General features: G+C 71.4%; 26 protein-coding genes and 1 pseudogene. 18 read left to right on the top strand and 9 right to left on the bottom strand.

What is annotated here, in order from left to right; genetic code table 11:
- Positions 1–32 precede the first annotated feature (32 nt).
- The 3 genes from ACIBCA_RS02395 to ACIBCA_RS02385 form a co-directional block, all read right to left on the bottom strand.
- Positions 33–2,018, bottom strand: coding sequence for a putative Ig domain-containing protein (locus ACIBCA_RS02395; RefSeq protein ID WP_396280907.1), 1,986 nt, complete (start codon positions 2,016–2,018; stop codon positions 33–35).
- Between the two features lie 386 nt (positions 2,019–2,404).
- Complete coding sequence (locus ACIBCA_RS02390) at positions 2,405–3,268, bottom strand: TIGR03943 family putative permease subunit (RefSeq protein ID WP_396280906.1); 864 nt, start codon at positions 3,266–3,268, stop codon at positions 2,405–2,407.
- On the bottom strand, positions 3,265–4,233 hold the full coding sequence (locus ACIBCA_RS02385; RefSeq protein WP_396281232.1) for a permease: 969 nt from the start codon (positions 4,231–4,233) through the stop codon (positions 3,265–3,267). The genes ACIBCA_RS02390 and ACIBCA_RS02385 overlap by 4 nt, the downstream gene beginning before the upstream one ends.
- A gap of 311 nt (positions 4,234–4,544) precedes the next feature.
- Between ACIBCA_RS02385 and ACIBCA_RS02380 the strand changes: the two genes are divergently transcribed.
- The 8 genes and pseudogenes from ACIBCA_RS02380 to ACIBCA_RS02345 all read left to right on the top strand — a co-directional run.
- Entirely contained in the window at positions 4,545–5,510 is a 966-nt protein-coding gene (locus tag ACIBCA_RS02380) for a metal ABC transporter solute-binding protein, Zn/Mn family (protein WP_396280905.1), read from the top strand.
- On the top strand, positions 5,507–6,403 hold the full coding sequence (locus tag ACIBCA_RS02375; protein ID WP_396280904.1) for a metal ABC transporter ATP-binding protein: 897 nt from the start codon (positions 5,507–5,509) through the stop codon (positions 6,401–6,403). The genes ACIBCA_RS02380 and ACIBCA_RS02375 overlap by 4 nt, the downstream gene beginning before the upstream one ends.
- Positions 6,403–7,302, top strand: a complete 900-nt coding sequence (locus ACIBCA_RS02370) for a metal ABC transporter permease (protein WP_396280903.1) — start codon at positions 6,403–6,405, stop codon at positions 7,300–7,302. Before ACIBCA_RS02375 ends, ACIBCA_RS02370 begins: the two co-directional genes overlap by 1 nt.
- Complete coding sequence (locus ACIBCA_RS02365; RefSeq protein WP_396280902.1) at positions 7,299–8,135, top strand: metal ABC transporter permease; 837 nt, start codon at positions 7,299–7,301, stop codon at positions 8,133–8,135. The genes ACIBCA_RS02370 and ACIBCA_RS02365 overlap by 4 nt, the downstream gene beginning before the upstream one ends.
- A 28-nt stretch (positions 8,136–8,163) precedes the next feature.
- Positions 8,164–8,658: a Fur family transcriptional regulator gene (locus tag ACIBCA_RS02360; RefSeq protein ID WP_396280901.1), complete on the top strand. Its 495-nt coding sequence runs from the start codon at positions 8,164–8,166 to the stop codon at positions 8,656–8,658.
- A gap of 83 nt (positions 8,659–8,741) precedes the next feature.
- A complete protein-coding gene (locus ACIBCA_RS02355; protein WP_396280900.1) occupies positions 8,742–9,383 on the top strand; it encodes a DUF6461 domain-containing protein in 642 nt (213 codons plus the stop codon).
- A 76-nt stretch (positions 9,384–9,459) separates the two neighbouring features.
- On the top strand, positions 9,460–9,933 hold the full coding sequence (locus ACIBCA_RS02350; protein ID WP_396280899.1) for a GNAT family N-acetyltransferase: 474 nt from the start codon (positions 9,460–9,462) through the stop codon (positions 9,931–9,933).
- Between the two features lie 76 nt (positions 9,934–10,009).
- Positions 10,010–10,138: pseudogene (locus tag ACIBCA_RS02345) on the top strand (IS5/IS1182 family transposase); the annotation flags it as partial.
- A gap of 146 nt (positions 10,139–10,284) precedes the next feature.
- On the opposite strand, the gene ACIBCA_RS02340 reads toward ACIBCA_RS02345, so the two are convergent.
- Positions 10,285–10,497 carry a DUF397 domain-containing protein gene (locus ACIBCA_RS02340; RefSeq protein ID WP_396280898.1) on the bottom strand — a complete coding sequence of 71 codons (213 nt, stop codon included), beginning with the start codon at positions 10,495–10,497 and terminating at the stop codon, positions 10,285–10,287.
- Complete coding sequence (locus ACIBCA_RS02335) at positions 10,478–11,308, bottom strand: Scr1 family TA system antitoxin-like transcriptional regulator (protein WP_396280897.1); 831 nt, start codon at positions 11,306–11,308, stop codon at positions 10,478–10,480. The genes ACIBCA_RS02340 and ACIBCA_RS02335 overlap by 20 nt, the downstream gene beginning before the upstream one ends.
- Positions 11,309–11,477: 169 nt before the next feature.
- Between ACIBCA_RS02335 and ACIBCA_RS02330 the strand changes: the two genes are divergently transcribed.
- From ACIBCA_RS02330 to ACIBCA_RS02315, 4 genes are all read left to right on the top strand, one after another.
- Positions 11,478–11,894, top strand: a complete 417-nt coding sequence (locus ACIBCA_RS02330; RefSeq protein ID WP_396280896.1) for an ATP-binding protein — start codon at positions 11,478–11,480, stop codon at positions 11,892–11,894.
- 14 nt (positions 11,895–11,908) lie between these two features.
- Positions 11,909–12,469 carry a hypothetical protein gene (locus tag ACIBCA_RS02325; protein WP_396280895.1) on the top strand — a complete coding sequence of 187 codons (561 nt, stop codon included), beginning with the start codon at positions 11,909–11,911 and terminating at the stop codon, positions 12,467–12,469.
- A gap of 36 nt (positions 12,470–12,505) precedes the next feature.
- Positions 12,506–13,729, top strand: coding sequence for a hypothetical protein (locus ACIBCA_RS02320; protein ID WP_396280894.1), 1,224 nt, complete (start codon positions 12,506–12,508; stop codon positions 13,727–13,729).
- A 61-nt stretch (positions 13,730–13,790) separates the two neighbouring features.
- Positions 13,791–14,102, top strand: coding sequence for a hypothetical protein (locus tag ACIBCA_RS02315; protein ID WP_396280893.1), 312 nt, complete (start codon positions 13,791–13,793; stop codon positions 14,100–14,102).
- A 41-nt stretch (positions 14,103–14,143) separates the two neighbouring features.
- Here the strand turns inward: ACIBCA_RS02315 and ACIBCA_RS02310 are convergent, their stop codons facing one another.
- Together ACIBCA_RS02310 and ACIBCA_RS02305 are read right to left on the bottom strand one after the other, a co-directional pair.
- Positions 14,144–15,157 carry a hypothetical protein gene (locus ACIBCA_RS02310; RefSeq protein WP_396280892.1) on the bottom strand — a complete coding sequence of 338 codons (1,014 nt, stop codon included), beginning with the start codon at positions 15,155–15,157 and terminating at the stop codon, positions 14,144–14,146.
- 244 nt (positions 15,158–15,401) lie between these two features.
- Complete coding sequence (locus ACIBCA_RS02305; RefSeq protein WP_396280891.1) at positions 15,402–15,602, bottom strand: hypothetical protein; 201 nt, start codon at positions 15,600–15,602, stop codon at positions 15,402–15,404.
- Between the two features lie 82 nt (positions 15,603–15,684).
- Between ACIBCA_RS02305 and ACIBCA_RS02300 the strand changes: the two genes are divergently transcribed.
- Positions 15,685–16,317, top strand: a complete 633-nt coding sequence (locus ACIBCA_RS02300; protein ID WP_396280890.1) for an SMI1/KNR4 family protein — start codon at positions 15,685–15,687, stop codon at positions 16,315–16,317.
- Positions 16,318–16,713: 396 nt separating this feature from the next.
- Here ACIBCA_RS02300 and ACIBCA_RS02295 read toward each other — a convergent pair whose 3' ends face one another.
- Entirely contained in the window at positions 16,714–18,036 is a 1,323-nt protein-coding gene (locus ACIBCA_RS02295; RefSeq protein WP_396280889.1) for a serine/threonine-protein kinase, read from the bottom strand.
- Positions 18,037–18,173: 137 nt separating this feature from the next.
- Entirely contained in the window at positions 18,174–18,875 is a 702-nt protein-coding gene (gene deoC / locus ACIBCA_RS02290; RefSeq protein WP_396280888.1) for a deoxyribose-phosphate aldolase, read from the bottom strand.
- Between the two features lie 191 nt (positions 18,876–19,066).
- On the opposite strand from deoC, the gene ACIBCA_RS02285 reads away from it, so the two are divergent.
- The 5 genes from ACIBCA_RS02285 to ACIBCA_RS02265 are packed head-to-tail and all read left to right on the top strand — an operon-like array spanning position 19,067 to position 24,642.
- Positions 19,067–19,855, top strand: a complete 789-nt coding sequence (locus ACIBCA_RS02285) for a GntR family transcriptional regulator (RefSeq protein ID WP_396281231.1) — start codon at positions 19,067–19,069, stop codon at positions 19,853–19,855.
- Between the two features lie 36 nt (positions 19,856–19,891).
- Complete coding sequence (locus ACIBCA_RS02280; RefSeq protein WP_396280887.1) at positions 19,892–21,040, top strand: zinc-binding dehydrogenase; 1,149 nt, start codon at positions 19,892–19,894, stop codon at positions 21,038–21,040.
- The gene (locus ACIBCA_RS02275) at positions 21,037–22,374 is read left to right on the top strand and encodes an MFS transporter (protein WP_396280886.1); all 1,338 of its coding nucleotides are present in this window, start codon (positions 21,037–21,039) and stop codon (positions 22,372–22,374) included. The genes ACIBCA_RS02280 and ACIBCA_RS02275 overlap by 4 nt, the downstream gene beginning before the upstream one ends.
- Positions 22,361–23,683 (top strand): amylo-alpha-1,6-glucosidase, encoded by a 1,323-nt coding sequence (locus ACIBCA_RS02270; protein ID WP_396280885.1) that lies wholly within the window; start codon positions 22,361–22,363, stop codon positions 23,681–23,683. Before ACIBCA_RS02275 ends, ACIBCA_RS02270 begins: the two co-directional genes overlap by 14 nt.
- Before the next feature lie 2 nt (positions 23,684–23,685).
- Positions 23,686–24,642 carry a Gfo/Idh/MocA family protein gene (locus ACIBCA_RS02265; protein ID WP_396280884.1) on the top strand — a complete coding sequence of 319 codons (957 nt, stop codon included), beginning with the start codon at positions 23,686–23,688 and terminating at the stop codon, positions 24,640–24,642.

Below are 24,642 nucleotides of genomic sequence, written 5' to 3'. Positions count from 1 at the left end.
GGGCGCCGCGGCTCCTTGCTGGTGCCGGGGTGTCAGCTGGTCTGAATGGCGGTGTCGTCGATGACGAAGCTGGTCTGGAGCGAGCCGTCCTCGACGCCGTTGAACTTCACGGTGACGCTCTGGCCCGCGTAGGACGAGAGGTCGAAGGTGCGCAGCTGGTACCCGGCGGCGGCGTCCACGTTGGAGTAGGTCTTCAGCGCGGTGCCGTTGACGGAGACCGTCAGCTTGTCGTACGCCGTGGAGCCCGTCTCGGCGGTGTCGATGTGCAGGTAGAAGCTGAGCGACGCCCGGCAGCCGGCCGGGATGGTCACCGTCTGGGTGAGGGAGTCGGTGTGGGTGGTGCCGTAGCCGTCGAGCCAGGCCTTCCAGCTGCCGCTGTGGGCGGCTTCGCTGCTGGAGTTGTCGATGACGCCGGAGCTGGCCGTCCACGGGGCGGCGCTGCCGGTCTCGAAGCCCTGGTTGCCGAGCAACTGGGCGGGGGTGCAGCCGCCGCCGGCGCCGGTGACGGTCCAGCCGAAGGTGGTGGAGCCGCTGGCGCCGGTGGTGTCGATGGCGGTGACCGTGGCGGTGGAGTTGCCGGCGGTGGTCGCGGTGCCGGTGATCAGGCCGGTGGAGGAGTTGACGGACAGGCCGGCGGGCAGGCCGCTCGCGCTGTAGGTGAGGGTCTGGCCGGAGGCGGAGTCGGTGGCGTGGATCTGGAGGCTGACGGCGGAGCCCTGGGCGGTGCTCTGGCTGCCGGGGTTGGTGACGGAGACGGTGTTGCCGCCCGTGCTGCCGGAGGTGAAGGCGGCGGTGCCGTTGGGCGTGCCGAGGCCGGTCGGGCCGTCGTAGCCGGTGGCGGCGGTGCACAGGTAGGACGGGGAGCAGCTGCCGTTGGCGCCGCTGGTCACGTCGTAGAGCGAGCCGGTGTGGGCGTACGGGTACGAGGCCGGGGTGGTCCCGGAGGCCGGGGCGCCGGCGAGGGCGTACACGGCGGCGATGATCGGGGCGGAGGCGCTGGTGCCGCCGTAGACGTTCCAGCCGGAACCGCCGTAGGTCTGGTAGACGGCGACGCCGGTGGCCGGGTCGGCGACGGCGGAGACGTCGGCGACGGTGCGCTTGCCGCAGCCGGTGTCCTTCTGCCAGCTCGGCTTGGGGTCGTAGGCGGAGCAGCCGGAGCCGGCGCCGTTGCCGCCGGCGCTGCTGCCCCAGACCGACTCGCTCCAACCGCGGGCGGTGGAGGCCCGGTTGAGGCTGGTGCCGCCGACGGCGGTGACGTACTGGGAGGCGGCGGGGTACTCGACGCCGTAGCCGGAGTCGCCGGAGGAGACGGTGATGGCGACGCCCGGGTGGTTGAAGTAGCTGGCGTCGGAGGCGGTGTCGGTGGAGTCCTCGGAGCCGCCGTAGCTGTTGGAGACGTACTTGGCGCCCATGCTCACCGCCGTGTTGACGGCGGTGCCGAGGTTGTCCATGGTCGCGCTGTCGGCCTCGACCAGCAGGATGTGGCAGTTGGGGCAGACGGCGCTGACCATGTCGACGTCGAGGGAGATCTCGCCGGCCCAGCCGGTGTCGGCGGTCGGGTAGCTGGTGCCGCCGCGCTGGTCGACCTTCTTGAAGCAGCCGTTGGCGGTGGTGCAGGCGGGCAGGTTGTACTGGGAGCGGTAGGCGGCGAGGTCGGACTCCGCGTTGGGGTCGTCGTTGGAGTCGACGATGGCCACGGTGGCGCCGGAACCGGCCGAGGTGGGCAGGTTGTAGGCGGAGGCGAGGTCGCTGGGCCCGTACCCGGACGGGTTGATGGCCGGGGAGAGCGTCAGGTGCTGGGCGAGGTCGGTGCGGACGAGCGCCAGGCAAGCCATCTCGCCGGGGTGGCTCGGGGCGGCACAGACCCGCTTGGTGGTGGCGGCGGGTGCCCCGGTCTGGGCGTCCGCGCTCGGCGCGGTGGTCGCGAGCAGGCCGGTGGCGGCCATGGCCAGGGCGGGCAGGGCCGCGAGGAGTCTGCGCGCCCGGGAGCGCGCAGCGGTGGGGGTGTGGAAGCGCAAGGTTCGACCCTCCGTGGGGGGACGAGGGCGCGGCCGGTGCCGGCGATGGGGGTGCGCGCCGGTACGGGCTCGGGCCGGTGCTGACGGATCGGGGCACGTGCTGACCGGCCCCGGCGGTGGCCGCGGGCCGGCATGGTGCTTGCGCTGTACGGCGGTTGGACGCCCAGGTGAGGACGGGCGTCAGGCTCATGACAGACGGGTTCCGTCGATGGGCCACAGGTGCAGAAGTCGGGCAGTCGCGCCGACTGGTGAGGCCCTGAGGCTACTGACGGGTCGTCTCGGGCGACAAGGCGGAGGCCGACGGCTTTACCGCCCCTTGCCCGTGAATTTCCGAGGACCAGAGCCGGGCACCGGGGGCCGCGCGCGAGCGTCGCCCCCGGGCGCGGCTACTGCTCCGCCGGTGGTTCGTCCCGGTACGGCGCCCGGGGCTGGGGGACGGCGTGCTGCTCGGAGACCTCGATCCGCGGCGCGGCGGTGGCCGGGGCACCCGGGCTGGGCCGCCAGGTCCCGGTGAGGTCCACCCAGCTGTCCGCGGCCGGCGCCGGGCCGGTGGTCTGCACCAGGACGCGCAGCCGGCGGGCGTCGGCCGCGCAGCAGCTGACGACCAGCCGGTTGAGGTACCACTCGCCGGGCTGCGCCCCGGGCGAGACGAACCCGGTGAGCCGGACCTTGCGGTCCGCCAGGCTCTTCTGGGGGTCGCGGCTGCGGCCGATGAACTCGGTGAGGGACATCGGCGTCGCCACTGTGACGGAAGCGCCTGCGCCGCCGCCCGCGCCGCCGCCCGCGCCGCTGCCCGGTGCGGTCGGCCGGTCGGACAGGCCGCCGTAGGAGACCGGTTCGACGACGGCGTCCGAGCCGTCCCGGGAGGCGGTGAACGAGCCGAGCGGGGGCGGGGTGAGGCAGAGCAGCAGCACGGCGGGTACGGCCAGCAGCCAGGCCACGCGCGGGCCGTGGTCGTGCCCGTGGTCGTGGGTGTGGCCTTCCTCCTGGGCGGGGCGGACCCAGACCGCGTTGCCCTCGGCGTCCCGCCCGAACCGCATCACGGGCTCCTGCCGGCGGCCGGTCGCGTGGCGCACCACGCCCGCGACCCCCAGCCCGAGCAGGACGATCCCCGAGGCGATCAGCGGGATCCGCAGGCCCTCCTTGACGTACTGGAGGAACACGTCGCTGCCGACGGTGATCCGCAGCAGGGCCACGCCGACCAGCGCGACGAGCAGGGACGGGGCGAGCCCCCGGACGGTGGCCTTCACAGGAGCACGCCTCCGATCACGACGCTGGCGAGGACGGCGACCACGAAGGTCGCACCGGAGAAGCGGAGCGCGAACGCCCGCCCGAAGGCGCCCGACTGGAGGGCGATCAGCTTGAGGTCGACCATCGGACCGACCACCATGAAGGCCAGCCGGGCGACGGGGGAGAAGCCGGTGAGCGAGGCGGCCACGAAGGCGTCCGCCTCGGAGCAGACCGCCAGGATGACGGCGAGGCAGGCCAGTACCGGTACGCCCAGCCAGGGCGAGTCGGAGAAGGTCCGCAGCACCGAGGGCGGCACGAGCACGTTGAAGGTCGCGGCCGCCGCCGCGCCGACCACCAGGAAGCCGCCCGCCTGGAGGAAGTCGTGCTGCAGGCCTCGCCGGAACTCCTCCAGCGGGTTGCGCGCGCCCTCGCCGTGGTCGGCCGGCGCCTTCGGCAGCCGTAGCCACTCCGGCCGGCCGAACGCCACCCACAGCCAGCCCATCACGACCGCCGTGGCGAGCGAGGCCACCAGCCGGGCCAGCACCATCTCCGGCTTGCCCGGGAAGGCGATGGCGGTGGCGACCAGTACCACCGGATTGATCGCGGGCGCGGAGAGCAGGAACGCCAGGGCGGCCGCGGGAGCCACCCCACGCCGCATCAGGCTGCCCGCCACCGGGACGGACGCGCACTCGCAGCCGGGCAGGACGGCGCCGGCCACCCCGGCCACCGGCACGGCGAGCGCCGGATTCCTCGGCAGCACGCGGGTGAACACCCGTTCCGGGACGAAGGCGCCGATCGCGGCCGACACCACCGTGCCGAGCACGAGGAACGGCACGCCCTGCACCACGATGGCCACCATGACGGTGCGCCAGGTCTGCACCCCGCCCGCGTCCCACACCCACGCGAGCGCGGCGGCCGTGGCGACCGCCGCTCCGCCGATCAGCAGTGCCGGTCTCCAGCGCGGCGGAGTCTCCGCCGGTGCCACCTGGAGGTGCCGGGCGCTGCCGAGACTCGTCTCCACCACAGGTGACCGCCCCTCAAGCCCGTTCAAGCTCGTTCAAGCCCGCTCGCCGCCGATCCGCCGGCGAGATTGTCTGCTCACCGTCATGGGGGAGCGGAGGACAGAGTAGCGTTGATAATCATCTTCATCTAGGCCCCAAGTTTTGGCAATGATTTCCATCTGGGGCCCAACGGGTCTGGTTATGAAAATCGTTTCTATCTAGGCTGGGCGATGTCCACCAGCGCCGGACCCCGCCCACGCGGCGGGGCCGGCAGGTATGCGAGGAGTAGCCCGCCATGAGCACCGCCCAGTCCCGCCGCAAGCCCCTCAGAGTCGTCCTCGGCGCCGTCGGTGTCGCCGCCCTAGCCGCGACCGCCGCCTGCTCGACCTCCTCCCCGGCGAAGACCGCCTCCTCGGGAGCCAGCGGCACCGGCGGCAGCTCGAAGGTCATCCAGGTCACGGCGGCGGAGAACTTCTGGGGCTCGATCGCCACCCAACTCGGCGGTGACCACGTCAAGGTGACCAGCATCATCGCCAACCCGGACACTGACCCGCACTCCTATGAGCCGACCGCCGCCGACGCCCGTACGGTCGCGGGCGCGGACTACGTGATCAGCAACGGCATCGGCTACGACGCCTGGTCGGACAAGCTGCTCGCCGCCAACCCCGCGTCCGGCCGCACCGCGCTGAAGGTCGGCGACCTGCTGGGCAAGAAGGAGGGCGACAACCCGCACCAGTGGTACTCGGCGGAGAGCGTCACCAAGGTCATCGACCGGATCACCGCCGACTACCAGAAGATGGACCCGGCCGACGCGGTCTACTTCGACGCCCGGAAGCAGACCTTCACCACCCGGACCCTGGCCAAGTACACCCAGCTGGAAGCCGACATCAAGGCCACGTACGCGGGCACCCCGATCGGCGCCTCGGAGTCGATCGTCACCCCGCTCGCCGAGAGCGTCGGCCTGAAGACGCTCACCCCGGAGACCTTCCTGAACGCGGTGAGCGAGGGAACCGACCCGACCGCCGCCGACAAGGCCACCATCGACCAGCAGATCTCCGGCAAGCAGATCAAGATCTACGTCTACAACAGCCAGAACTCCAACCCCGACGTCGTCGCCCAGGTCGACGCCGCCAAGGCGCAGGGCATACCGGTCGCCCAGGTCACCGAGACCCTCACCCCGGCGAACGCCACCTTCCAGGACTGGCAGACCCAGCAGTTGCAGGGCATCGCCGACGCGCTGAAGCAGGCGACGGGCAAGTGAGCATCCACCCGATCGAGACGGTCCGTACGGAGATGGAGCGCACCGCTCCCAGTGGGGAGCCGGAGCCGGAGCCGGTCCTGTCGCTGCGCGGCGCCGCCGTGCGCGTGGGCGGGCGGACCCTGTGGTCGGGTGTCGAACTGACCGTGGGGGCCGGGGAGTTCACCGCAGTCCTCGGCCCCAACGGCGTCGGGAAGTCCACCCTGGTCAAGGTCCTGCTCGGGGTGCTGCCCGCGGCGGCCGGCGAGGTGCGCGTCCTCGGCGAGGCGCCCGGCGGGCGCAATGCGGCCGTCGGCTACCTGCCGCAGCGCCGCACCTTCGACGCGAGCCTCCGCGTCCGTGGCCTCGACGTGGTCCGGCTGGGACTGGACGGGGATTCGTGGGGGATCCCGGTCCCGTTCCTGAACCGTGCCGGGCGCCGGGCCGCGCGCGAACGCGTCGAGGAGGTCGTCGAGTTGGTCGGCGCCACCGCCTACGCCCACCGGCCGATCGGGCAGTGCTCGGGCGGTGAGCAGCAGCGGCTGCTGATCGCGCAGGCGCTGATACGGCGCCCGCGCCTCCTGCTGCTGGACGAGCCGTTGGACAGCCTGGACCTGCCCAACCAGGGCGCGATCGCGGCCCTGCTGGGGCGGATCTGCCACCGGGAGGGTGTGTCGGTGCTGATGGTCGCCCACGACGTCAACCCGATCCTCCACCACCTGGACCGGGTGCTCTACCTCGCCGACGGCGGCGCCGTCGGCGGCACCCCGACCGAGGTGATCACCTCCGAGACGCTGACCCGCCTCTACCGCACGCCCGTCGAGGTGCTGCGGACCTCGGACGGGCGGCTGGTGGTCGTCGGCCAGCCGGAGGCCCCGGCCATCCACACCGACCGGCGCCCGCACGGGGGCTCCTGATGCTGCTGGCATCCGACGCGACCTCGCCGGTCCCCACCTGGGACCTGATCGCCGACGTCCAGGACATGTGGTCCTACGCGTTCATGGTGAACGCCTTCCGCGCCGGCCTGATCGTGGCCGTGGTGTGCGCGGTCGTCGGCTGGTTCATGGTCCTGCGCCGGCAGACCTTCGCCGGTCACACCCTGTCGGTCGCGGCCTTCCCCGGGGCGTCGCTGGCCGTGCTGGCCGGCTTCTCCACCTCGCTCGGCTACTTCGGGTTCTGCACCGCCGCCGCGCTCGTGATCGCCGCGCTGCGGCGCAGCGGGTCGGAGGAGTCCGCCGTCACCGGGACGGTGCAGGCGTTCGCGCTGGCCTGCGGGTACCTGTTCATCAGCCTGTACAAGGGGCTGCTGGAGGGGCCGACGGCGCTGCTGTTCGGCAGCTTCCTGGGCATCACCACCGGCCAGGTCGTGGTCCTGGCGGTGGTCGGCGCGGCGGTCCTCGGCGTGCTGGCGGTGATCGGACGGCCGCTGCTGTTCGCCTCGGTCGACCCGGAGGTGGCGGCCGGTCGCGGCGTCCCGGTCCGCGCGCTGGGCACGCTCTTCCTGGTGCTGCTGGGCGCGGCGACCGCCGAGGCGAGCCAGATCACCGGCACGCTGCTGGTCTTCGCGTTGATGGTGATCCCGGCGGCGACCGCCCAACAGCTCACCACCAGGCCGGGGTTGGGCATGCTGCTGTCGGTGGCCATCGGGCTGGCGGCGTGCTGGGCCGGGCTGATCGCGGCGTACTACCGGCCGTACCCGCTGGGCTTCTTCGTCACCGGCTTCTCCTTCGTCGCCTTCGTGCTCGCCCACCTGTACCGCTTCGCCCGCGAGGCCGTCGGCCGCCGGGCGCCACTACGGACGGGGATTGCCACGTGAGTACCGTCATCACCCAGCCGTTCTTCCAACACGCCCTGCTGGCCGGGACGTTCATCGCGCTGGCGTGCGGCCTGGTGGGGTACTTCCTGGTGCTGCGGACGCAGATCTTCACCGGCGACGCGCTCAGCCACGTCGCGTTCACCGGCGCGATGGCCGCCCTGGCCGGGGGCTACGACCTGCGGCTCGGACTCTTCGCCGCGACCATCGGCGTGGGCCTGCTGATCGGCGGACTCGGCCGCAAGGGGCGGGCGGACGACGTGGTGATCGGCAGCGTCTTCGCGTGGATCCTCGGCCTGGGCGCCTTCTTCCTGACCGTCTACACCACCTCCCGCAGCGGCGCCCAGGGTGGAGCCGGCACCAGCGTGCTGTTCGGCTCGATCTTCGGTCTGCACGGTGATCAGACCGCGACGGCCATCGCCGTCGCGGGCGTGATCTGTCTGTGCGTGCTCCTGATCGCCCGGCCGCTGGTGTTCGCCACCCTGGACGAATCGGTGGCCGCCGCCCGGGGTGTGCCCGTACGGTCGCTCAGCCTCGCCTTCCTCGCCCTGGTCGGCGCGACCGCCGGCGAGGCCACCCAGGCGGTCGGGTCCCTGCTGCTGCTCGGCCTGCTCGCCGCCCCGGCGGGCGCGGCGATTCGCCTCACCGACCGGCCGTTCCGCGCGCTCGCCCTGTCCGCCGCCCTCGCCGTCGCGGAGATGTGGGGCGGGCTGCTGCTCAGCGCGGCGGCGCCCAAGCTGCCACCGAGCTTCGCCATCATGGCGACCGCCACCGCCGTCTACGCCGCCACCTTCCTCGTCCGCCCGGCCCGCACCGGGCGGCCGGTGCCCGCCTGAGCGGGCCGCGAGAACCGGGGGTGACACCATGACCGAGGCGAGGACCAGCGGACTGACGGCGGCCTTCCGCCGCGCGACCGACCGGCGTACGGGCGAGGCTGACCAGCCCGGGGGAGACGGTCTCGGCCGCCTCACCCCTCAGCGCGCCGAGGTCCTACGGGCGTTGGCCGGATGCGAGGACTTCGTCAGCGCCCAACTCCTGCACGCGGGCCTGCTCGCCACCGGCTCCCGGGTTGGCCTGAGTACCGTCTACCGCACCCTGACCGCGCTCGCCGCTGTGGGCCGCGCCGACGTCGTGCGCGACACCAACGGCGAACGGCTCTTCCGCTACCGCCCGGGCACCGATCACCGGCACTACCTCATCTGCCGCGAGTGCGGCCTGAGCCAGCCGGTTGAGTCGAACGAGGTCGAGGCGTGGGCTGACCGCATCGCCGCGAGGTCAGGGTTTGCGGACGTCCACCACACCGTCGAACTCACCGGCGTCTGCACGACATGCCAGGGTGACCAGGGCCTGTCTCCTTGATCGGGCCGGGTGGGCGGCCGGGTCGGAGCAGGCCGGCGGCCCGGGGCGGAGGTGTGTCGGTGTGGTGCGGCAGGATCACCTGTATGACGGACGGAATCGCCTGGCTCGCGGAGCCACAGAGCATCGCCTTCGGCGGCTACAGCGTGACGCTGGCCCGAGGGCTCGGGGTCGAGGCGCTGGCGGCGCGGATCGCGGCCTCGGCCCAGTGGTCGGAGCGGACGGTGGAGCCGGTCGGGGAGCTCACCGGGGGCGGGCTGGTCGAGGCGCTGGAGGAGGAGTTCGGGGACGCCTGGGACGGGATCGGGCTGCGGTTGGGGGTGAGCGGCGGGTGGACCTTCGCGGTGGCGTACGGGGGCTGGTTCGGTGAGTTCGGGGACGGTCCGGCGATCTCCGAGGGCGGGGCCGAGGTCTTCCTGGTGGAGTACGAGGAGGAGAACGGCAAGCCGGTGCCGCCGACCTTCCACTACCACCGGGACGGTCGGACGGTGTGCTCGTTCAATCTGCACCTGGACGACTCATGGGGCAACGGCCAGGTCGTCGGAGACCCCGAAGTCGCGGGTAAGGTCAAGGAGTTGCTGAGCGCCGAAGGTCTGCCGGACGAGGAGCGAGCGGGCCGCGAGGTGCACCGGACCACCCTGGGGGTGCTGGAGCGGCACTTCGGTCTGACGCTCCCCCGGACCCTGGTGCTGGAGGCCCCGCTGCCGGCCGTCCTGCTCGCCGACTAGATGATCAATTCCAAGGGTCGCTGGACGGGGCAGTAGGCAGTTTCGTTCCGGCGGATCGGCCTGCGAGAGTGTGGCCATGAGTGACGTAGTTATCCGTCAGGCCGACTCTGATGACGCGCCCGCGCTGGCAGCCATGCGCTGGCGGTTCAAGGTGGAGGACGGCGGAGATGAGGTCCCGCAGGAAGAAGAGGAGTTCACCGCCGAGTGCACGCAGTGGCTGCGTTCCCGGATGGCCGGGCCGTGGCGTGTCTGGGTCGCGGAGGCGGGCGGCCGGCCCTGTGGGCACGTCTTCGTGTGTCTCGTGGAGAAGGTCCCGAGTCCCTACCCGGGCTCCGACGCCCTCGGCTACGTGACCAACTTCTACGTCGTCCCCGAACAGCGCAATCGCGGTCTGGGCAGGGCCCTGCTTGACGAGGCGACCGGCTATGCGCGCGCTCACGGCCTGGATACGTTGATCGTGTGGCCCTCCGAGCGCAGTGCGCCGTTGTACCGGCGCTGCGGATTCGACGGACCGGAGGAGCTTCTCGAACAGCCCGTGGCGCCCAGCTGAGCGAAGATCTCGCAGTGACTGCGCGGACGATGCGAGGGCGCCCAAGGTCACTCTGTGACGAACGCCCTGGACACCCCGCGTCGGGCACACCTTCGCCCGCATGAAGAACTACAAGATCCTCCGCGACTGCCGACAGAAAGGCGACGGCCTGCACCACGCCGTGCAGGCCGTCGCCCACATGCACAACCTCGCCCGAACCGCATGAACCAGCAGGTCAGACCACACACCGACCTGTCAGCATCCACCCTTCTGCAACAAGCTTTAGCTCAGACCTGCTCGAAGTGGAACGCCTTGATGAAGCAGTCACGGGGCTGGCCGACGGCGAAGAGGATGGAGTTCACCAGCCGGTGGTCAGAGATCGCCGAACTCACCGGAGTTGACGGCGGCGACGAACGCCCGCCAAGCGTCGGCCCGGAAGGACAGCGTCGGGCCCTCGGGGTCCTTGGAGTCACGCACAGTTCCCGGGCGTGAGTCGTCGACCTCGACGCACCCGCCTTGCCCGTTGCTGTGGGAGCTCTTGCGCCATCGGGCGGCGGTTGGGTGGTCACCGTGCAAGCCGTTCATAGTACTTCCGTGCCTCCCGGATCATGGTCGCGCTGTCTGCCCGGCTGAGGGCGTCGACCTGAAGGCGATCGTACTGGCCGGCCCATCTGGCCACGACCTCGGAGTCCCGTTCCAGAAGACCTCGGCCCAGAGTTTCGGTGTACCCGACCATCGTGCGGGTGGGCAGGGTCAACAAGGTGACCGAGTGCGAGAACGGGCGTGCCTCGCCCAGCGTGTACGGCGCGATCTGGAGGATGAGGTAGGGGCGCGCCGTCAGGTCTTCCAGATACTGCAACTGTCGGGCCATCACAGCCGGTCCGCCGATCTGGCGCCGCAGAACGGACTCATCGAGAACCGCATGGACGATGGTGGGACGGTCGAGCAGCCGTTGGCGTTCGGCCAGGACGATCAGCCTCTCGTCGGCCTGCTCCTTCGTTGTTTCACCGCGTCGAACCGGCGCCATCTCGTACGCGGCACTGTAGTCCGGGTGTTGGAGTATGCCGGGCACCATGTCCAGCTCGAAGATTCGGATCGAAACGGACTCCCGCTCCTTGACCGCGTACTGGTCGAAGCCCTCGAAAAGAACCCCATGTCCGGACTGGCGCCACTCCCGCTCAAAGGAGTCCGTGCCGAAGGCACCATCAATTCTCTTCGAAAAACGCCCGGTTGGAGGCTTCCGGCCAGTTTCCACCGCGGAGATGTGGACGGCCGAGTATCCGGTGACGGTCGCCAAGTGATCCTGTGTCCAGCCTCTCGCCTCTCTGGCGTTGCGGACCAGGATGCCGAACTTCGCAGTGGGTGAGGAGTCGGGGTCAAGTTCCTTGCGATTCATGATCGTTAGTAACTATCCCTTCTATAGCGAAACGTTGAAAGCATGGCCGATGCTATTCCACAGTGGGCACCACGGGTAGTCGTAGCGCTACGGATCGGAGTGACGCTGCGCATGGCGCGACCCGCGCACCACCCCCGCGCCCCCCAACACCCCCCTGAGGAACATCGCCATGCTCGAAAGCACCTGCCGCCCCCGCCCGTTCGCCGCCCGCCTCGACTCCCTCATCGAATCCACGCCCCAGGCCCGGTGCTTGCTCCGGGCCTACCTCTCCGGGCTCCCCTCCGGCGATCGCTACTTCGACACTGCCGAGCTCCTGCTCGGTGAGCTGTTCGCCAACGCGGTCCAGCACTCCGACGCCCCCGACGACCGCCGCATCGAGATCCGCATCTCCCTCACCGGGGACCTCCTGCGTCTCGAAGTGCACGACGCGAGCACCGGCCGTCCCACCCTCCGTCCGTCGAGCCCCGACGACGAGTGCGGCCGTGGGCTGTTCCTCGTCAACGAGCTTGCCGAGCGCTGGGGTTGCTGCCCCCGCGTCGGTGGGATCGGGAAGTTCGTCTGGGCGACCATCGCCCCCGCTGCCTGAGAGGCGACACCCCCATGCGACTCGCCCTCACCGCCCGCCACCTCTTCGACGCTGGCTCCACCCCCGCCGAGGTCTACGCCAACCTCGCCCGGCGCACCCGCCAGCCCCTGCGCTCGGCTCGCGCCGTCTGCGCGGCCCTCGCCATCCCCGCCGCCGAAGCCAACCGCCGCCTCGACGAGTGCTACGACGCCCTGCTCGCCAACCCCCGCCCGGGCTCCGAGGCCGACACGGGCGAACTCCTCGAAGCCCTCGGCACCTTCGACGTCCCCAAGCCCCTCGACGACCGCGAGCTCGCGATCGTCGATCTCTTCCTCACCGCCATCGACGCCATGGGCGGCATCCGCGCCGGCCACCAGCACGGCCTGGCCCGCTGGTTCACCACCGGCAACCTCACCACCGCCTACCTCTCCCTCACCGCCGCTCGCCCCCTCGCCCGCACCGGCGACCCCTCCCGCTACTGGACGACCCTCGTCGCCGCCGGCGAACTCCTCCTCGCCCAGCCGTCCCCGGACTCCCGCATCAGGTACGCCTTCGAGCAGTGCCGCATCCGCGCGGCCCGTGCGACCGCCACGTAGGCTGCCGGCAAGCCGCCGTCCCGTCGAAGGAGCGCCGTGTCCACCACCCCTCGGCCGGAGTCGGCCGTCACGCCGGAGGCCAGTCGGGCCGCGTGGCGACAGGTCCGGGAGTACCTGAACCGCAGCCGGTTCGAGCTGACCCGGGCGGCCGTGGCCGACCGGTCTCCAGGTGAGTTCGCCTGCGGCGGGCGGGTGTTGGCGCGCGGGCACTGGATTCCCGATGCGCCCGTGCCCCTGGAACGGGTCAGGTTGCGGTGGCGGGAGGAGACTCCTGCGGCCCCGATCGACGGCAGCGGCGCCGAGTTGGACGCCGTCCGCCCCCGGCGGGACGACGGCACGCCGTACACCTTCTACGCCGACGCCGTCCGCGAGCTGGCCAGGCCGCGACTGTTCGAGAACCGCGGCTGCTACCGGCTGCTGGAGGTGGGGGAGGACGCGGCGGTGCCGGTGCTGACCTTCGGGCGCGGCCGGTACTTCGACGTCATCAACGTCTGCGAGGCCGCCGCCCACGAGTACGCCGCCGCGACCCTGGTCGCGCCCAGTTCGGGTGCGACGCCGTTCCGTACGGCGATCGGTGACCCGACGGACCTCGGCCGCCGCCCGGTCGTCACCGCCGTCAGCACACTCGTCATCCGCCACGACCGGCAGACCGGCCGGGCCGAGTTCCTCCTCCACTGGCGCGATCCGGCCAAGGTCGCGAGCGGCGGCGGGCTCTTCCAGGTCATGCCGGTGGGGATGTTCCAGGCGTCCCACGACGCCCCCTGGAACGAGGCCAACGACTTCGACCTGTGGCGGGCCGTCGTCCGCGAGCTGAGCGAGGAACTGCTCGGCGGCAGCGAGGACTACGGCAGCGACACCGCCCCGATCGACTACGACGCCTGGCCGTTCAACCGGGCCCTGAACGAGGCTCGGGCGGCCGGCATGCTGCGGGTGTACTGGCTGGGCCTCAGCATGGACCCGCTCACGCTCGTCACCGACATGCTGACCGTCGCGGTGTTCGACGCCGAGCTGTTCGACACGACCTTCGAGCGGATCGTCTCCACCAACGACGAGGGCCACCGGGTGCAGCTCGAGGACGGCACCGGGCAGGCCGCCGGGATCCCCTTCACGGCGGAGCAGGTCGAGCGCCTGACCGGCCGTGAACCGATGCAGCCCGCGGGAGCGGCGCTGCTCCAACTCGCCTGGCAGCACCGCGAAGTGCTCCTCGACGGGCCGGGCACCGCGTTCGGTGACGCGGAGGCTCTGGGCCAAACCCGGTGACAGGCGTGTGCCGTACAGGGAGACTGGCGACGGACATGGACGAGCAGCCGAAGGGCGAAGAGTGGCACTGGTGAAGAAGGGCTCCCGCCGCATCGTCGTCGACGGCGTCGAGTACCGCTGGCGAGTGAGCAGGAAACACTGGTGCTGCGACTACGAGGTCAGCACCTTGGGTTACCTGGTCGAGGACGCGGCCCGTCCCGGAACGACGCTCGTCGTGGAGACCGGCCGACCGGCCGTCTTCCCGCCGAACATGGTGCCGGCCGAGGTCGTCCTGCCGCGCGAAGTCGCCGCAGGTATCCGGGTGGCGCGGTCGAACGGCTGGACGCCCAGCTCCAACGGTTCGCCGTTCAAGCTGCACCTCTCCGCCGTCTGACCGGGCCGTAACGGACCGGTCGGCCGATCGCCACGACCCGATTACGTCGGCTTCGTCGTCACTTCCAGGGCGCTGGAACAGATGGGCCGGGTGCGGGCGGCATAGGAGCGAGCGGCCACGATGAGGCCGACGCCCAGGCCTCCGAAGGCCAGGCCGCCGAACTCGACGAACCAGGTGATCCCCGAGCTGGAGGTGAACGGCGGGGACGGCTCGATCCCGGGCAGCACGCCGACGGCGATGAGCGGGGCGAGGACGGTGAGGACGGCCCCGTACATGGCCAGGGGGATGCCGGTCAGCCAGGCCGGAACCAAGGGCAGCAGGCGCGGGACCCGTCGTCCGGACAGGAACAGCGTCCAGCGGGGGAACACCTGCCCCCACGCGTACAGCAGCCCGAGCAGGAGGAAGATCCCCACCATCGCGGCCAGTACGGTCACGTCGATCCCCGCCGACGCGGTTGCCTTCGCCGGTCCCGACGCGTCGGCGCCCGACATCCTCTGCCAGTCGGCGCCCGCGACGCCGAGCGCGTTGCCGCCCAGCGTCCAGACGGTCTTGGATCCCGCCCACGGCAGGAGTCCGCACATGAGCAGGTACACCGCCACGCGGGTGCGCCTCGGGGCCCGGGAAGCGGCTGGGTGCGTGAGCGGGCCGTCGACGGCGCCGGCGTGCGGCCGTCCGCACCGCGGGCAGTCGCCGCGCAGCCGTCGGCGGTACGACAGGCCGGCGAGGAGCACGAGGGCGGCGCCGGCCGTGTTCAGCAGCACCTGGGCCAGCCCGGTGGCGCTCTGGACCCCCGAGAGCGTCGCCATCGTCACGAAGTAGATGGGCAGCCCGTTCGTTCCCACGACCAGCACCGGGAGCGCTGTGACCAGCGCCGTCGCCACCGCAGCCCGGCCGAGCCGGGAGAGCGCTCGGGTGCCGGCCAGGCAGGCGCCGCCGACCAGGAGCGCGAGGGTCGCCAGGAAGAGCTGGACCCCCGAGGCGTACGCGGAGTGGTCCTTCCACGGCACCGTGGTGCCCGTCACCGCCCAGGTGATCTCGACAGCGGCGTACAGCACGCCCCACAGAGCAGCGGCCGTGGGAACCCACACGGGCCACCGCCGCCACCATGACGTCCGCCCCGGGCTGGTGATGGGTGGCCGAGAGACGTCGCCCGCCTCCGAGTTCGCAGGAACAGCCACTGTGACCCCCGTACATCCGGATTGCAGATACACGCCAAGGCTCCCCGTCGCCCGCGCCGATCACATCCGTCCCATGGATCATCCGGCCTTCCCCCGCCCGGGGGAGGGCGGGAGCGCGAGGTCAGCCCAGGCGCTCGGCAGCCGAGGCCGCCTCCTGCTGGTGCACGAGGCCGTCGAGGATGAGGGCCAGGCTGGCCTCGAAGGCCGACGCGTGGTCGATCACCGGCATCTCCGCCCTGTCCTCCTGCGGGCCGGAGCCGTCGTCCGCCTGTTCCTCCAGGACGCTGCCGACCGTGAAGCGGCCGGCCGTCAGCATCGCCATCTGCGCCTCCCCGAGAACCCGACGCCGACAAGCGCGCGGCTAGGCTGAGCAGGCTTGATCGGATGAGGAGACTCAGACTCAGATGGCGGAACACCCGGGCGTCGCAGCGCTCATGCAGATCATGTCGCCGGAGCACGGTGCCGACGAACAGGTCGACTGGGCGGCCGTCGAAGCGGCCTGGAGCATCCGCTTCCCCTCGGATTACAAGGCATTCATGTCCGTCTACGGTGGCGGCTCGATCAACAGCGAGGCCAGCGTCCTCCTGCCCGTCCCCACAGAGGGGATCCAATGGAATCCGGGCGATGTGGCGGGGGAGACCGAGGAGGTCCGCTACGGCTGGGAGATGGAAGGGGGCAGAACCGCTCTCGACGTCGACCCGAAGCACATCCTGGCCTGGGGAGTCACGTCCGGTCCCGACATCCTCTGCTGGCTGACCGAGGACAGCGACCCGGACTGCTGGCCGGTCCTGGTCTACGGACGACACACCCACCCGACCTTCACGGTCCACCCGTTCGGGATGGCCGAATTCCTCCGCCGACTGGTCAACGAGGACCACGACGGCTGGTCGCGCCGGCCGATCAGCATCGCCGGCGAGCTGTGGGACTGCTCGCCACCGACCTTCGTCCACTGGCGAGTCGAGCAACTCCGCTGGAAGGCCGGCCTCAAGCCCGAAACCGGCGAACCGGACCCGTACGCCGACCAGTTCCCTCGCTGACCGTCATCGGTGCCGAGGGCCCGTAGAACGTGCGGAACGCCCGGTGTCGGCCCGCTGACCTCTGAGGTTCGGTGGGGCGGAACCGGGCGTTCTGGCCCCGCGCGAAGCCGCGGGGAGGGCCGCTGCCGACGGGCAGGTAGCGCTGGGTGGATATGGCATGTACGCTGCGTGTCGCCGGTCGAGCGGTAAACGGGCCTGGCCGTTGCTCCGTGGGGGGAGTCACGCCCAGGCCCGGTCGCCGGTTGGGCCTGGTTGCGCTTCGTGGGGGAGTCGCAGCCAGGCCATCGCCGGATGAAGGTCATATGCCCGCCCCGTGGGTCCTCCAGACGTGACAGTCGTCCAGCGGCGGGGCGAATCCAGGTCCGTCCGTCCAGACGGGGTGGTGTCGGCGGCGCGTCACGGGGTGGGGCTTCTCCGGTTCGAGGAGGGGAACTTGACGAGGCCGTAGAGGAGCATCGCGGAGCCGAGGATGTAGGCGTAGGCGCCGCCGCCGAGGGGTGCGATGTGCGGGCGGCTGGCGATCATGCTCACGTAGAAGACGACCAGCCCGGTGTTGAGGAGTGCGGCGAGGGCGTGCACGTACCGGGGCCAGCGGGGCACGGGAGCCGTCCGGGTGCTGCGTGCGAGGAACAGGGCCGTCGCGCAGGTGGCGATGCCGAAGGCGACGGCCACGACCACCGGCCAGGAGCCCCGGGACATGCTCGTCAGGGCGACGGAGGACCCCACGACGGGCGGGAGGACCGTGGCGAGTGCGAGCGCCGGGATGGCCAGCCAGTGGGGGAGGAGGGTCTGGAGGCGGGCGGGTGAGGGTGTGGGAGTGGTCGGCGGGAGGACCGGTGGCGCCGTGACCGGGCCGGGTAGTGGGCGGGCCCAGGGGGTGGTCGGGGTGACGACCTCGGTGGGTGGGTGGCTGTCGACGGGGACGGCCAGGGCGAGTTCGGTGATGAGGGCGGCGACGGACGGTCGCTGCGCGGGGTCCTTGGCGAGGCAGCGGGCGACGATCTCCAGGCCCGGCGGCAGCGCGGAGAGGTCCGGTTCCTCGTACGCGATGCGGAAGTTGAGCGCCTGTGCCGAGCCGGTGCCGAACGGGCCGGTGCCGGTGGCCGCGTAGGCCAGGACGGCGCCGAGGGCGAACACGTCGGTGGCCGGGGTGACGGGCGCGCCGGTGAGTTGCTCGGGGGCCATGAAGCCGGGGGTGCCGACGATCATCCCGGTGCGGGTGAGCCCGGTGGCCTCGGCGGCCACGGAGATGCCGAAGTCGACCACCCGGGGGCCGTCGGGGGCGAGCAGGACGTTCGAGGGCTTGAGGTCGCGGTGGACGAGGCCGGCCGCGTGGATGGCCTCCAACGCCTCGGCGAGGCCTGCGCCCAGGGCCCGTACCGACTCCACCGGCCAGGGGCCGTGGGTGGCGATCGCCCGGTCGAGGGGCAGGCCGGGGACGTAGGCGGTGGCGAGCCACGGAGTCTCGCTCTCGGGGTCGGCATCGACCACGGTGGCCGTGAAGAAGCCGTTGACCCTCCGGGCGGCCGCCACCTCGCGGGCGAAGCGGCGCCGGAACTCGAAGTCCTGGGCGAGTTCCGGCCGTACGACCTTCACGGCGACCGCGCGCCCGCCGGGCGACTGCCCGAGGTACACCCGGCCCATGCCGCCGGCGCCCAGCAACCCGGTGATCCGGTACTTTCCGACCTGCCGCGGATCGGTCGGCTGCAACTCGTCCACCAGGCTCTCCCCTCGCCCTCGCCCTCGTGCGTCGATGTGCTTCGACTTGCGCGATTACACACCATGGCACCGGGGTTGGCGAAAGGCGGAGGGGCGGCCGTAGATGACTGTCGATCGATCAGCCTGATCGGACCCGGCTACGCCCGGTCGGTGGCGATCCGGTCGGCGAGGTCGTCCAGGATGGTGGCGGTGGCGGTGGCGCCGAAGCGTTCGGCTCCGGCTTCGACCATCTGGAGGAGCAGGTCGAGGGTGCGCACGCCGCCTGCGGCCTTGACCTTCATCCGTGCTGGGACGTTGGCCCGCATCAGTCGGACGTCGGCCAGGGTGGCTCCGCCCGGGGCGAAGCCGGTGGAGGTTTTGACGAAGTCGGCCTGTGCTTCCTCGCTGAGCCGGCAGGCGCGCAGCTTCTCCTCGGTCGTCAGGTAGGCGTTCTCGAAGATGACTTTGACGATGGCGTCGGCCTGTCGGGCGACCTGGACGACACCGGTGATGTCGGCGGCCACGGCGTCCTCGTCACCGTCGCGCAGGCGGCCGATGTCGAGCACCATGTCGAGCTCCCGTGCGCCGTCGGCCAGGGCGGCCCGTGCCTCGGCCTCCTTGACGGCCGTGAGGGAGGAGCCGTGGGGGAAGCCCACCACGGTGCCGACCAGGACGTCGGTGCCGGCCAGTTCCTTGGCGGCCCTGCTCACGTCGGACGGTTTCACGCAGACCGAGGCCACGTCGTAGCGGGCGGCCAGGGCGCAGCCTTCGAGCACGTCACGTGCCGTCAGTTCGGGGCGCAGGAGCGAGTGGTCGATCATCTTCGCGACTCGGGCGACGTCGGTGCCGGTGTGGTCCATGAGTCTCTCCCTCGGGTGGGCGTGAGATCGCGCTCCTCGCACCGTAGCAACAACCTGTCTATACGGCTAGACGGCTTACCGCCGGTGCCGGACCGGGCGTCAATGGTGGTGCATGGAATGTGACACGGATCACAGGAGATCGGGTTGTGAGCGTGACCATATGCGCACGCTTCGTGTATGCGTGTCCTAGTATGGGACTAGTTGACTATACAGATATTCGGCATACTCTTTCTTCATATGGAGGCCCAGTGGGAACCGATTTCTCACCCAGGTACTACCAGATCGAGCAGGCGCTCCGAAGGCGAATCGCCGGCCGTCGACCCCATGATCCGCTTCCCTCGGAAACAGAATTGTGCGCGGAATTCGGCGTGAGCCGAATGACCGCGAGAGCGGCCGTGCAGCGGCTCGTCGCGGAGAATCTCGTCTATCGGGTGTCCGGGCGGGGTACTTTCGTGGCGGAACCGCCCACGCGCCGTAGAGCCGAGAACCTCGTCCGTTTCAGTGAGGAAATGCGACGACAGGGGCGCAAGCACTCGTCAACGCTGATCAGTGCCGAACTGCGCCCGGCGACGGACCAGGAAGCCAATCGGCTGATCCTGCCCAATCCCGCGACCGTGGTGGAAATCCGCCGGGTCAGACTCGCCGACGGAATCCCGACCGTGCTGGAGACGGCGGTCTTCCCGTCGGAACTGTCCGAGCTGCTCCGGGTGGACTTCGCACGGGACTCCGTGCACGCCACGCTCATCGCCCTCGGCAGAACGCCGACGCGCGGTCACTCGTCCATCCGGGCGGCCGTGGCCGACGAGGCCGAGGCCGGGCTCCTGGACGTGAGCCCGGGGACCGCCCTGCTCACCGAAGTCAGGCTGATCACGGACCAGAACGGTCAGCCGCTCGAACTCACCGAATCACGGTACGTGGGCGACAGGTACGCGCTCGATGTCGCTTTCGAGGTCGATTCGTCCGGGGCCTCCACTCCGTGACACCCAAGACCCAGCAGAAACACAGAGGGGGAATCCGTGTACGCCTATCTCATGAATGCGCCGGGCGAACTCGAACGTGCCGCCGTTCCGGATCTGACCTGCGGTCCGGATGAAGTCCTGCTTCGCACCGAAGCGGTTTCCATATGTTCGACGGACGTCTCGTACTTCCGCGGGCACCTCTTCCCCGAAGCCTGGCCGATCATTCCCGGCCACGAATACGTCGGCCGGGTCGTCGACGTGGGGAAAAGGCTGCGCGACGACGTGAGGACGGGGGACCGCCTCACCTACTGGGGGCAGACGGACTTCGGCGGAATGGCCGAGTACCGCGCATTGCGGCCGCTTTTCGCCGGACGGCGCGGAGTCGAGACCTCCTGGTACACCGAGCGCAACTTCTACGACGCGGACCAGGCGGCGGCGGTCGTCCTGCCCCCCGGCGTCACCTCCGACCTCGCCTCGGTGGTCGAGCCCCTCACCTCGGTGCTGCGCTCCCTGCTGCTCAACCCGCCCCGGCCCGGCGACACCTGCGTGGTCCTCGGCTGCGGCCCGAGCGCCCTGCTGGCCGTCCAGGTGCTGCACCGGTACCTGGGCGCGGGCTCGGTCACGGTGCTGGACCGCAACGCCGCCCGGCTGTCCATCGCGCTGGACAACGGCGCCTCGACCGCCTTCAACACCGAGACCCAGGCCCCCGAACTCGAAGCCTTCGCGCACGAGCACCACGACCACTACGCCGACTACGTCTTCGACGCCCTCCCGCATGTCGCGGCCCCGGCCGCCGGCGGCGCCAAGGACATCAGGGAGCAGGCCATGGGCCTGCTGCGCCCGGGCGGGACGTACGTCATCTACGGCGCGACCGCGGTGCCGCAGCTCATCAACACCTGGATGATCCTCGCCAAGGGCCTCAAACTGCGCTCCACGCCCTTCGACGTACGGCTGTTCCCCATGGCCCGCACCGCGAGCGTGACGAACGTGGCGCTGCGCCTGATCGAGACGGGACTGGTCGACGCCCGGCCGCTGATCACCACGCGGGTCGCCCTCGACGACGAGGCCGGCGTGCGCAGGGCCTTCACCGAGTACGGTGCGGGCGCCTCGATGAAGACGTCCATGCTCGCGCCGGAGGTCCTCGCCGGGCTCGCGGAGCACCACGGCGCCGTCGCGGCCACCGAGCGGGTGGGAACACCGGCGTGACGGACGGCCGGCAGGGATCGCTGGAGCACGGACCGCCGCAGCACTTACCGACGCAGCACTTACCGACGCAGCACTTACCGCCGGAGCAAGGACCGTTTCGGCGGGACCGCCTGACGGCGGCGGCCTACAGCGGGCTGGCCGTCTTCGCCTACCTGCTGTACGCCCTCGGCCCGGTGCTGCCGCTGCTGCGCCAGGACCTGCGCCTCAGCTACCAGACGATGAGCCTGCACTCCACGGCGTTCGCCGCCGGCGCCGTGGTCACCAACCTCGTCTTCGAGCGACTGCGCGGCCGGTTCGGTTACCGCCGGCTGTTCTGGCCGGCGGCCTGCGCCCTCGCCCTCGGTGGGGCACTGCTGGCCACCGGCGCCGACGTCGCCGTCACCTTGGCCGCCGCCACCGTGGGCGGGATCGGCGGCTCCCTGCTGCAGACCACCGCGCTGGCCGCACTGGCCGAACACCACGGCGAGCTGCGCGAGCGCGCGCTGCTCGAGGCGAACGCGGGGGCGAGCGCCACCGCGCTCCTCGCACCGCTGGTCATCGGCGCGCTCCAGGCGTTCGGCGCCGCCTGGAACTGGAGCCTGCTGCTGCCGGCGCTCGCCGTGGCGGCCCTGTACGCCCTCCTGCGCACCGAGCCGCTGCGCCCCGGCGTGGGCCCCGGCGTGGGGACGGGACCGCAGCGGCAGCAAGCGCAGGAGGACGGCGGCGGCAGGCTCCCCGGGGCCTTCTGGATCCTCGGCACCCTGTGTGCGGTCGTCGTCGCCACCGAGTTCTGCGTGGTCTTCTACGGCTCACCCCTGCTCAGCGACATCACCGATCTGACGGATCATCAGGCGGCCACCCTGATGGCCCTGTTCTACGGCGGAACCCTGCTCGGACGGCTCGCCGGCAGCCGGCTCACCGGCACCCGGTGGCCGACGCCCCGGCTGGTCCTCGCCACACTGGCCGTGACCGGTGCGGGAGTCCTCGCCCTCTGGACGGCCGCCACGACCTGGATGGCGCTCGCGGGCCTGTTCGTCAGCGGCCTCGGCATCGCCAACCTCTTCCCGCTCACGCTCGCCCTCGCGGTGGGCGCCGCCCCCGGGCGGACCGGACGGGCGACCGCGAACGTCCAACTGCTCGTCGGCGCCGCCATCATGCTCGCACCGCTGTTGCTCGGCTCGCTGTCGGACCGGCTCGGTATCCGGTCGGCCTTCAGCGTCGCCGGGGCCCTCGTCCTGCTGGCCGTCCTGCTGCTCTCGCTGAGCGGCCGGGACGCCACAGGGCGGGCCCCTGCCCCCCTTCACCATGCCGCCCCGACCGACCCGCGAGGAGCGACCGAACATGCTGACCGGTAACGCCCCGGCCGAAGCCGTCGACGCCGCCCGCGCCACGCTGCGCGGCAACCGACGCACCGGATTCTCCAAGGGAGCCGGGCGATCGTACGACTTCACCTGCCCGTCCCCGGACTCCTACCCCTTCCAGTGGGCCTGGGACAGCAGCTACCACGCGATCGCGCTCACCCGCACCGACACCCGCCGGGCCCGCGACGAGCTGCGCTCCCTGGTCGGCGCCGCCACGCCCTCCGGCTTCCTGCCCCACATGCTGCTCTGGCAGGACGACCTGCGGCCCACCGCGACCGCGGAGTTCCGGATCGACCTGTGGGAGCAGTGGCGATCCGTCACCATCGCCCCGCCGGTGGTGGCCAGAGCCGTCGAGCGCGTCCACCAGGCGACCGGCGACCAGCTGTGGCTGCGCCGGGTGCTGCCGCCCGTGCTCGCCTTCTTCTCCTGGCTGAAGGAGCACAGGACCAGCCCCGCGACCGGCCTGCTCGAGATCTACCAGCCCGACGAGTCCGGGCTCGACTGCAGCCCCAAGTACGACGCCGCGCTCGGCATCGAGGGCCTCGCCCCCGGCAAGGTCAACGACGCCTGGCACAGCGCCATGCGCACCCTGATCGAGGACTACTCACCGGGCCGGACCCCCGAATCGCCGCTGCGCGCCCGCAACCTGTTCGTCTGGAACGACGTCCTCCTCAACACCGTCTACGCCGACGGACTCGCCTGCCTGGCCCGGCTCGCCCGCAGCGCCCAGCTGCCCGAGCGGCTCGTCACGCGGCTCACCGAGCAGTCCCGGGCGATCGGCGCCGCGCTCCTGCGCCACTGCTGGGACGAGCGTACGGGCGCCTTCTACGACCTCGACCTCGTCTCCGGCCGACGGGTGGAGATCCTCACCGCCAGTTCGCTCTTCCCCATCCTCCTCGACTCCGTACCGCGTGGGCACGCCCAGCGCGTGATCGAGCAACACCTGCTCGACGAGAGGGAGTTCTGGCGTCCGTACCCGGTGCCGAGCGTGGCCGCCAACGAGCCCTCGTACGACCCGGAGTTCGCCACGAAGGCGATCTTCCGCGGGTCCAGCTGGGTCAACCTCAACTGGTACCTGTACTGGGGCCTCAGGAAGCACGGCTACCACGCCGAGGCGCGCACCCTGGTCGAGCGCACCTGCCGACTCGTCGCCGCCTCCGGCACCCGCGAATGCTACGGACCGGAGGACGCGGCCGGCCACGGCGCGCGCTCCTTCGGCTGGAGCTCCCTCGTCTTGGACCTGGTCGCGGCCGAAGACATGGACACCGAGGCCGAGGACCGGGCGACGGCGGAGGCGAGCTGACCATGGCGAACTGGGGATTCCTCGGGGCCGGTTCGATCGCACGCTCCAGCCTCGCGCCCGCCGTCCTGGCGACCGGCGGCGCCGTCCTGCACGCCGTGGCCGCCGGCGACCTCGACCGGGCCCGGGCGCTCGGTCCGCGCCGGACCTACGCCGCGTACGAGGCCCTGCTCCAGGACCCGGACGTGGACGTGGTCTACATCGCGCTGCACAACAGCGCGCACCTCCCGTGGGTGACGGCCGCGCTGCGTGCCGGAAAGCACGTGCTGTGCGAGAAGCCGCTCGGCCTGTCGGCTGCTGAGGTCGACGCGATGGCGCAGACCGCCCGTGAGGCGGACCGGCTCCTGGTCGAAGCGGCCTGGAACCGCTGGCACCCCCGCACCCGGGCCATGGAGGCGCTGTTCGAAGCGGGAGAGCTTGGTACGGTCCGCGCCGTCACCGCCCGGTTCGACGGCCTGGCCCCCGCCGAGGGGAACTACCGCCTGGACCCGGCGCTCGGCGGCGGCGCCCTGTACGACGTCGGCTACTACGCCGTCTCGGCCGCCCTGGCGGCCTTCGACTGGGCCACCCCGCAGGTCCGGTGGGCCGAGCAGAGCCGGTGGCACCCCGACTCCGCCGACAGCGAGACCGCGTTCGTCCTCGACTTCCCGGGCCGGGGGAGCGCCGAGATCCACTGCTCCCTCGACGGCGCCTCGGCCGAGGAGTTCACCGCCACCGGCAGCACCGGCAGCCTGCACCTGTCCTCCCCGGCCTTCTGCGCCGGCGCCGCACCCGCGCAGCTCACGGCGGCGGCCAGCACGCGCACGTATCCCGCCGTCGACCCCTACCAGCTGATGGTCGAGGCCCTCGACCAGGCAGTCGCCGGCCACCCCCGCTACCTCGTCCCCCTCGACCAGACCCGCCTCATCGCGGCCACGATCGACCTGGTCAGGAGCAACTGCGCACAGTTGGCGCAGAGTTGA

The sequence above is a fragment of the Kitasatospora sp. NPDC051170 genome, from assembly GCF_044455705.1.
Taxonomy (GTDB): Bacteria; Actinomycetota; Actinomycetes; order Streptomycetales; family Streptomycetaceae; genus Kitasatospora.
The sequence above is the reverse complement of the archived record's forward strand: the minus strand, read 5'-3'. Positions and strand labels throughout refer to the sequence as shown.

Bases quoted from the DNA above. Each gene is read 5' to 3' on its own strand.
- ACIBCA_RS02265 (WP_396280884.1), top strand. From the start codon at position 23,686: ATGGCGAACTGGGGATTCCTCGGGGCCGGTTCGATCGCACGCTCCAGC.
- ACIBCA_RS02380 (WP_396280905.1), top strand. From the start codon at position 4,545: ATGAGCACCGCCCAGTCCCGCCGCAAGCCCCTCAGAGTCGTCCTCGGC.
- ACIBCA_RS02325 (WP_396280895.1), top strand. From the start codon at position 11,909: ATGCGACTCGCCCTCACCGCCCGCCACCTCTTCGACGCTGGCTCCACC.
- ACIBCA_RS02330 (WP_396280896.1), top strand. From the start codon at position 11,478: ATGCTCGAAAGCACCTGCCGCCCCCGCCCGTTCGCCGCCCGCCTCGAC.
- ACIBCA_RS02305 (WP_396280891.1), bottom strand. From the start codon at position 15,602: ATGGCGATGCTGACGGCCGGCCGCTTCACGGTCGGCAGCGTCCTGGAG.
- ACIBCA_RS02300 (WP_396280890.1), top strand. From the start codon at position 15,685: ATGGCGGAACACCCGGGCGTCGCAGCGCTCATGCAGATCATGTCGCCG.
- ACIBCA_RS02360 (WP_396280901.1), top strand. From the start codon at position 8,164: ATGACCGAGGCGAGGACCAGCGGACTGACGGCGGCCTTCCGCCGCGCG.
- ACIBCA_RS02350 (WP_396280899.1), top strand. From the start codon at position 9,460: ATGAGTGACGTAGTTATCCGTCAGGCCGACTCTGATGACGCGCCCGCG.
- ACIBCA_RS02335 (WP_396280897.1), bottom strand. From the start codon at position 11,308: ATGAATCGCAAGGAACTTGACCCCGACTCCTCACCCACTGCGAAGTTC.
- ACIBCA_RS02285 (WP_396281231.1), top strand. From the start codon at position 19,067: ATGGGACTAGTTGACTATACAGATATTCGGCATACTCTTTCTTCATAT.
- deoC (WP_396280888.1), bottom strand. From the start codon at position 18,875: ATGGACCACACCGGCACCGACGTCGCCCGAGTCGCGAAGATGATCGAC.
- ACIBCA_RS02270 (WP_396280885.1), top strand. From the start codon at position 22,361: ATGCTGACCGGTAACGCCCCGGCCGAAGCCGTCGACGCCGCCCGCGCC.
- ACIBCA_RS02340 (WP_396280898.1), bottom strand. From the start codon at position 10,497: ATGAACGGCTTGCACGGTGACCACCCAACCGCCGCCCGATGGCGCAAG.
- ACIBCA_RS02370 (WP_396280903.1), top strand. From the start codon at position 6,403: ATGCTGCTGGCATCCGACGCGACCTCGCCGGTCCCCACCTGGGACCTG.
- ACIBCA_RS02355 (WP_396280900.1), top strand. From the start codon at position 8,742: ATGACGGACGGAATCGCCTGGCTCGCGGAGCCACAGAGCATCGCCTTC.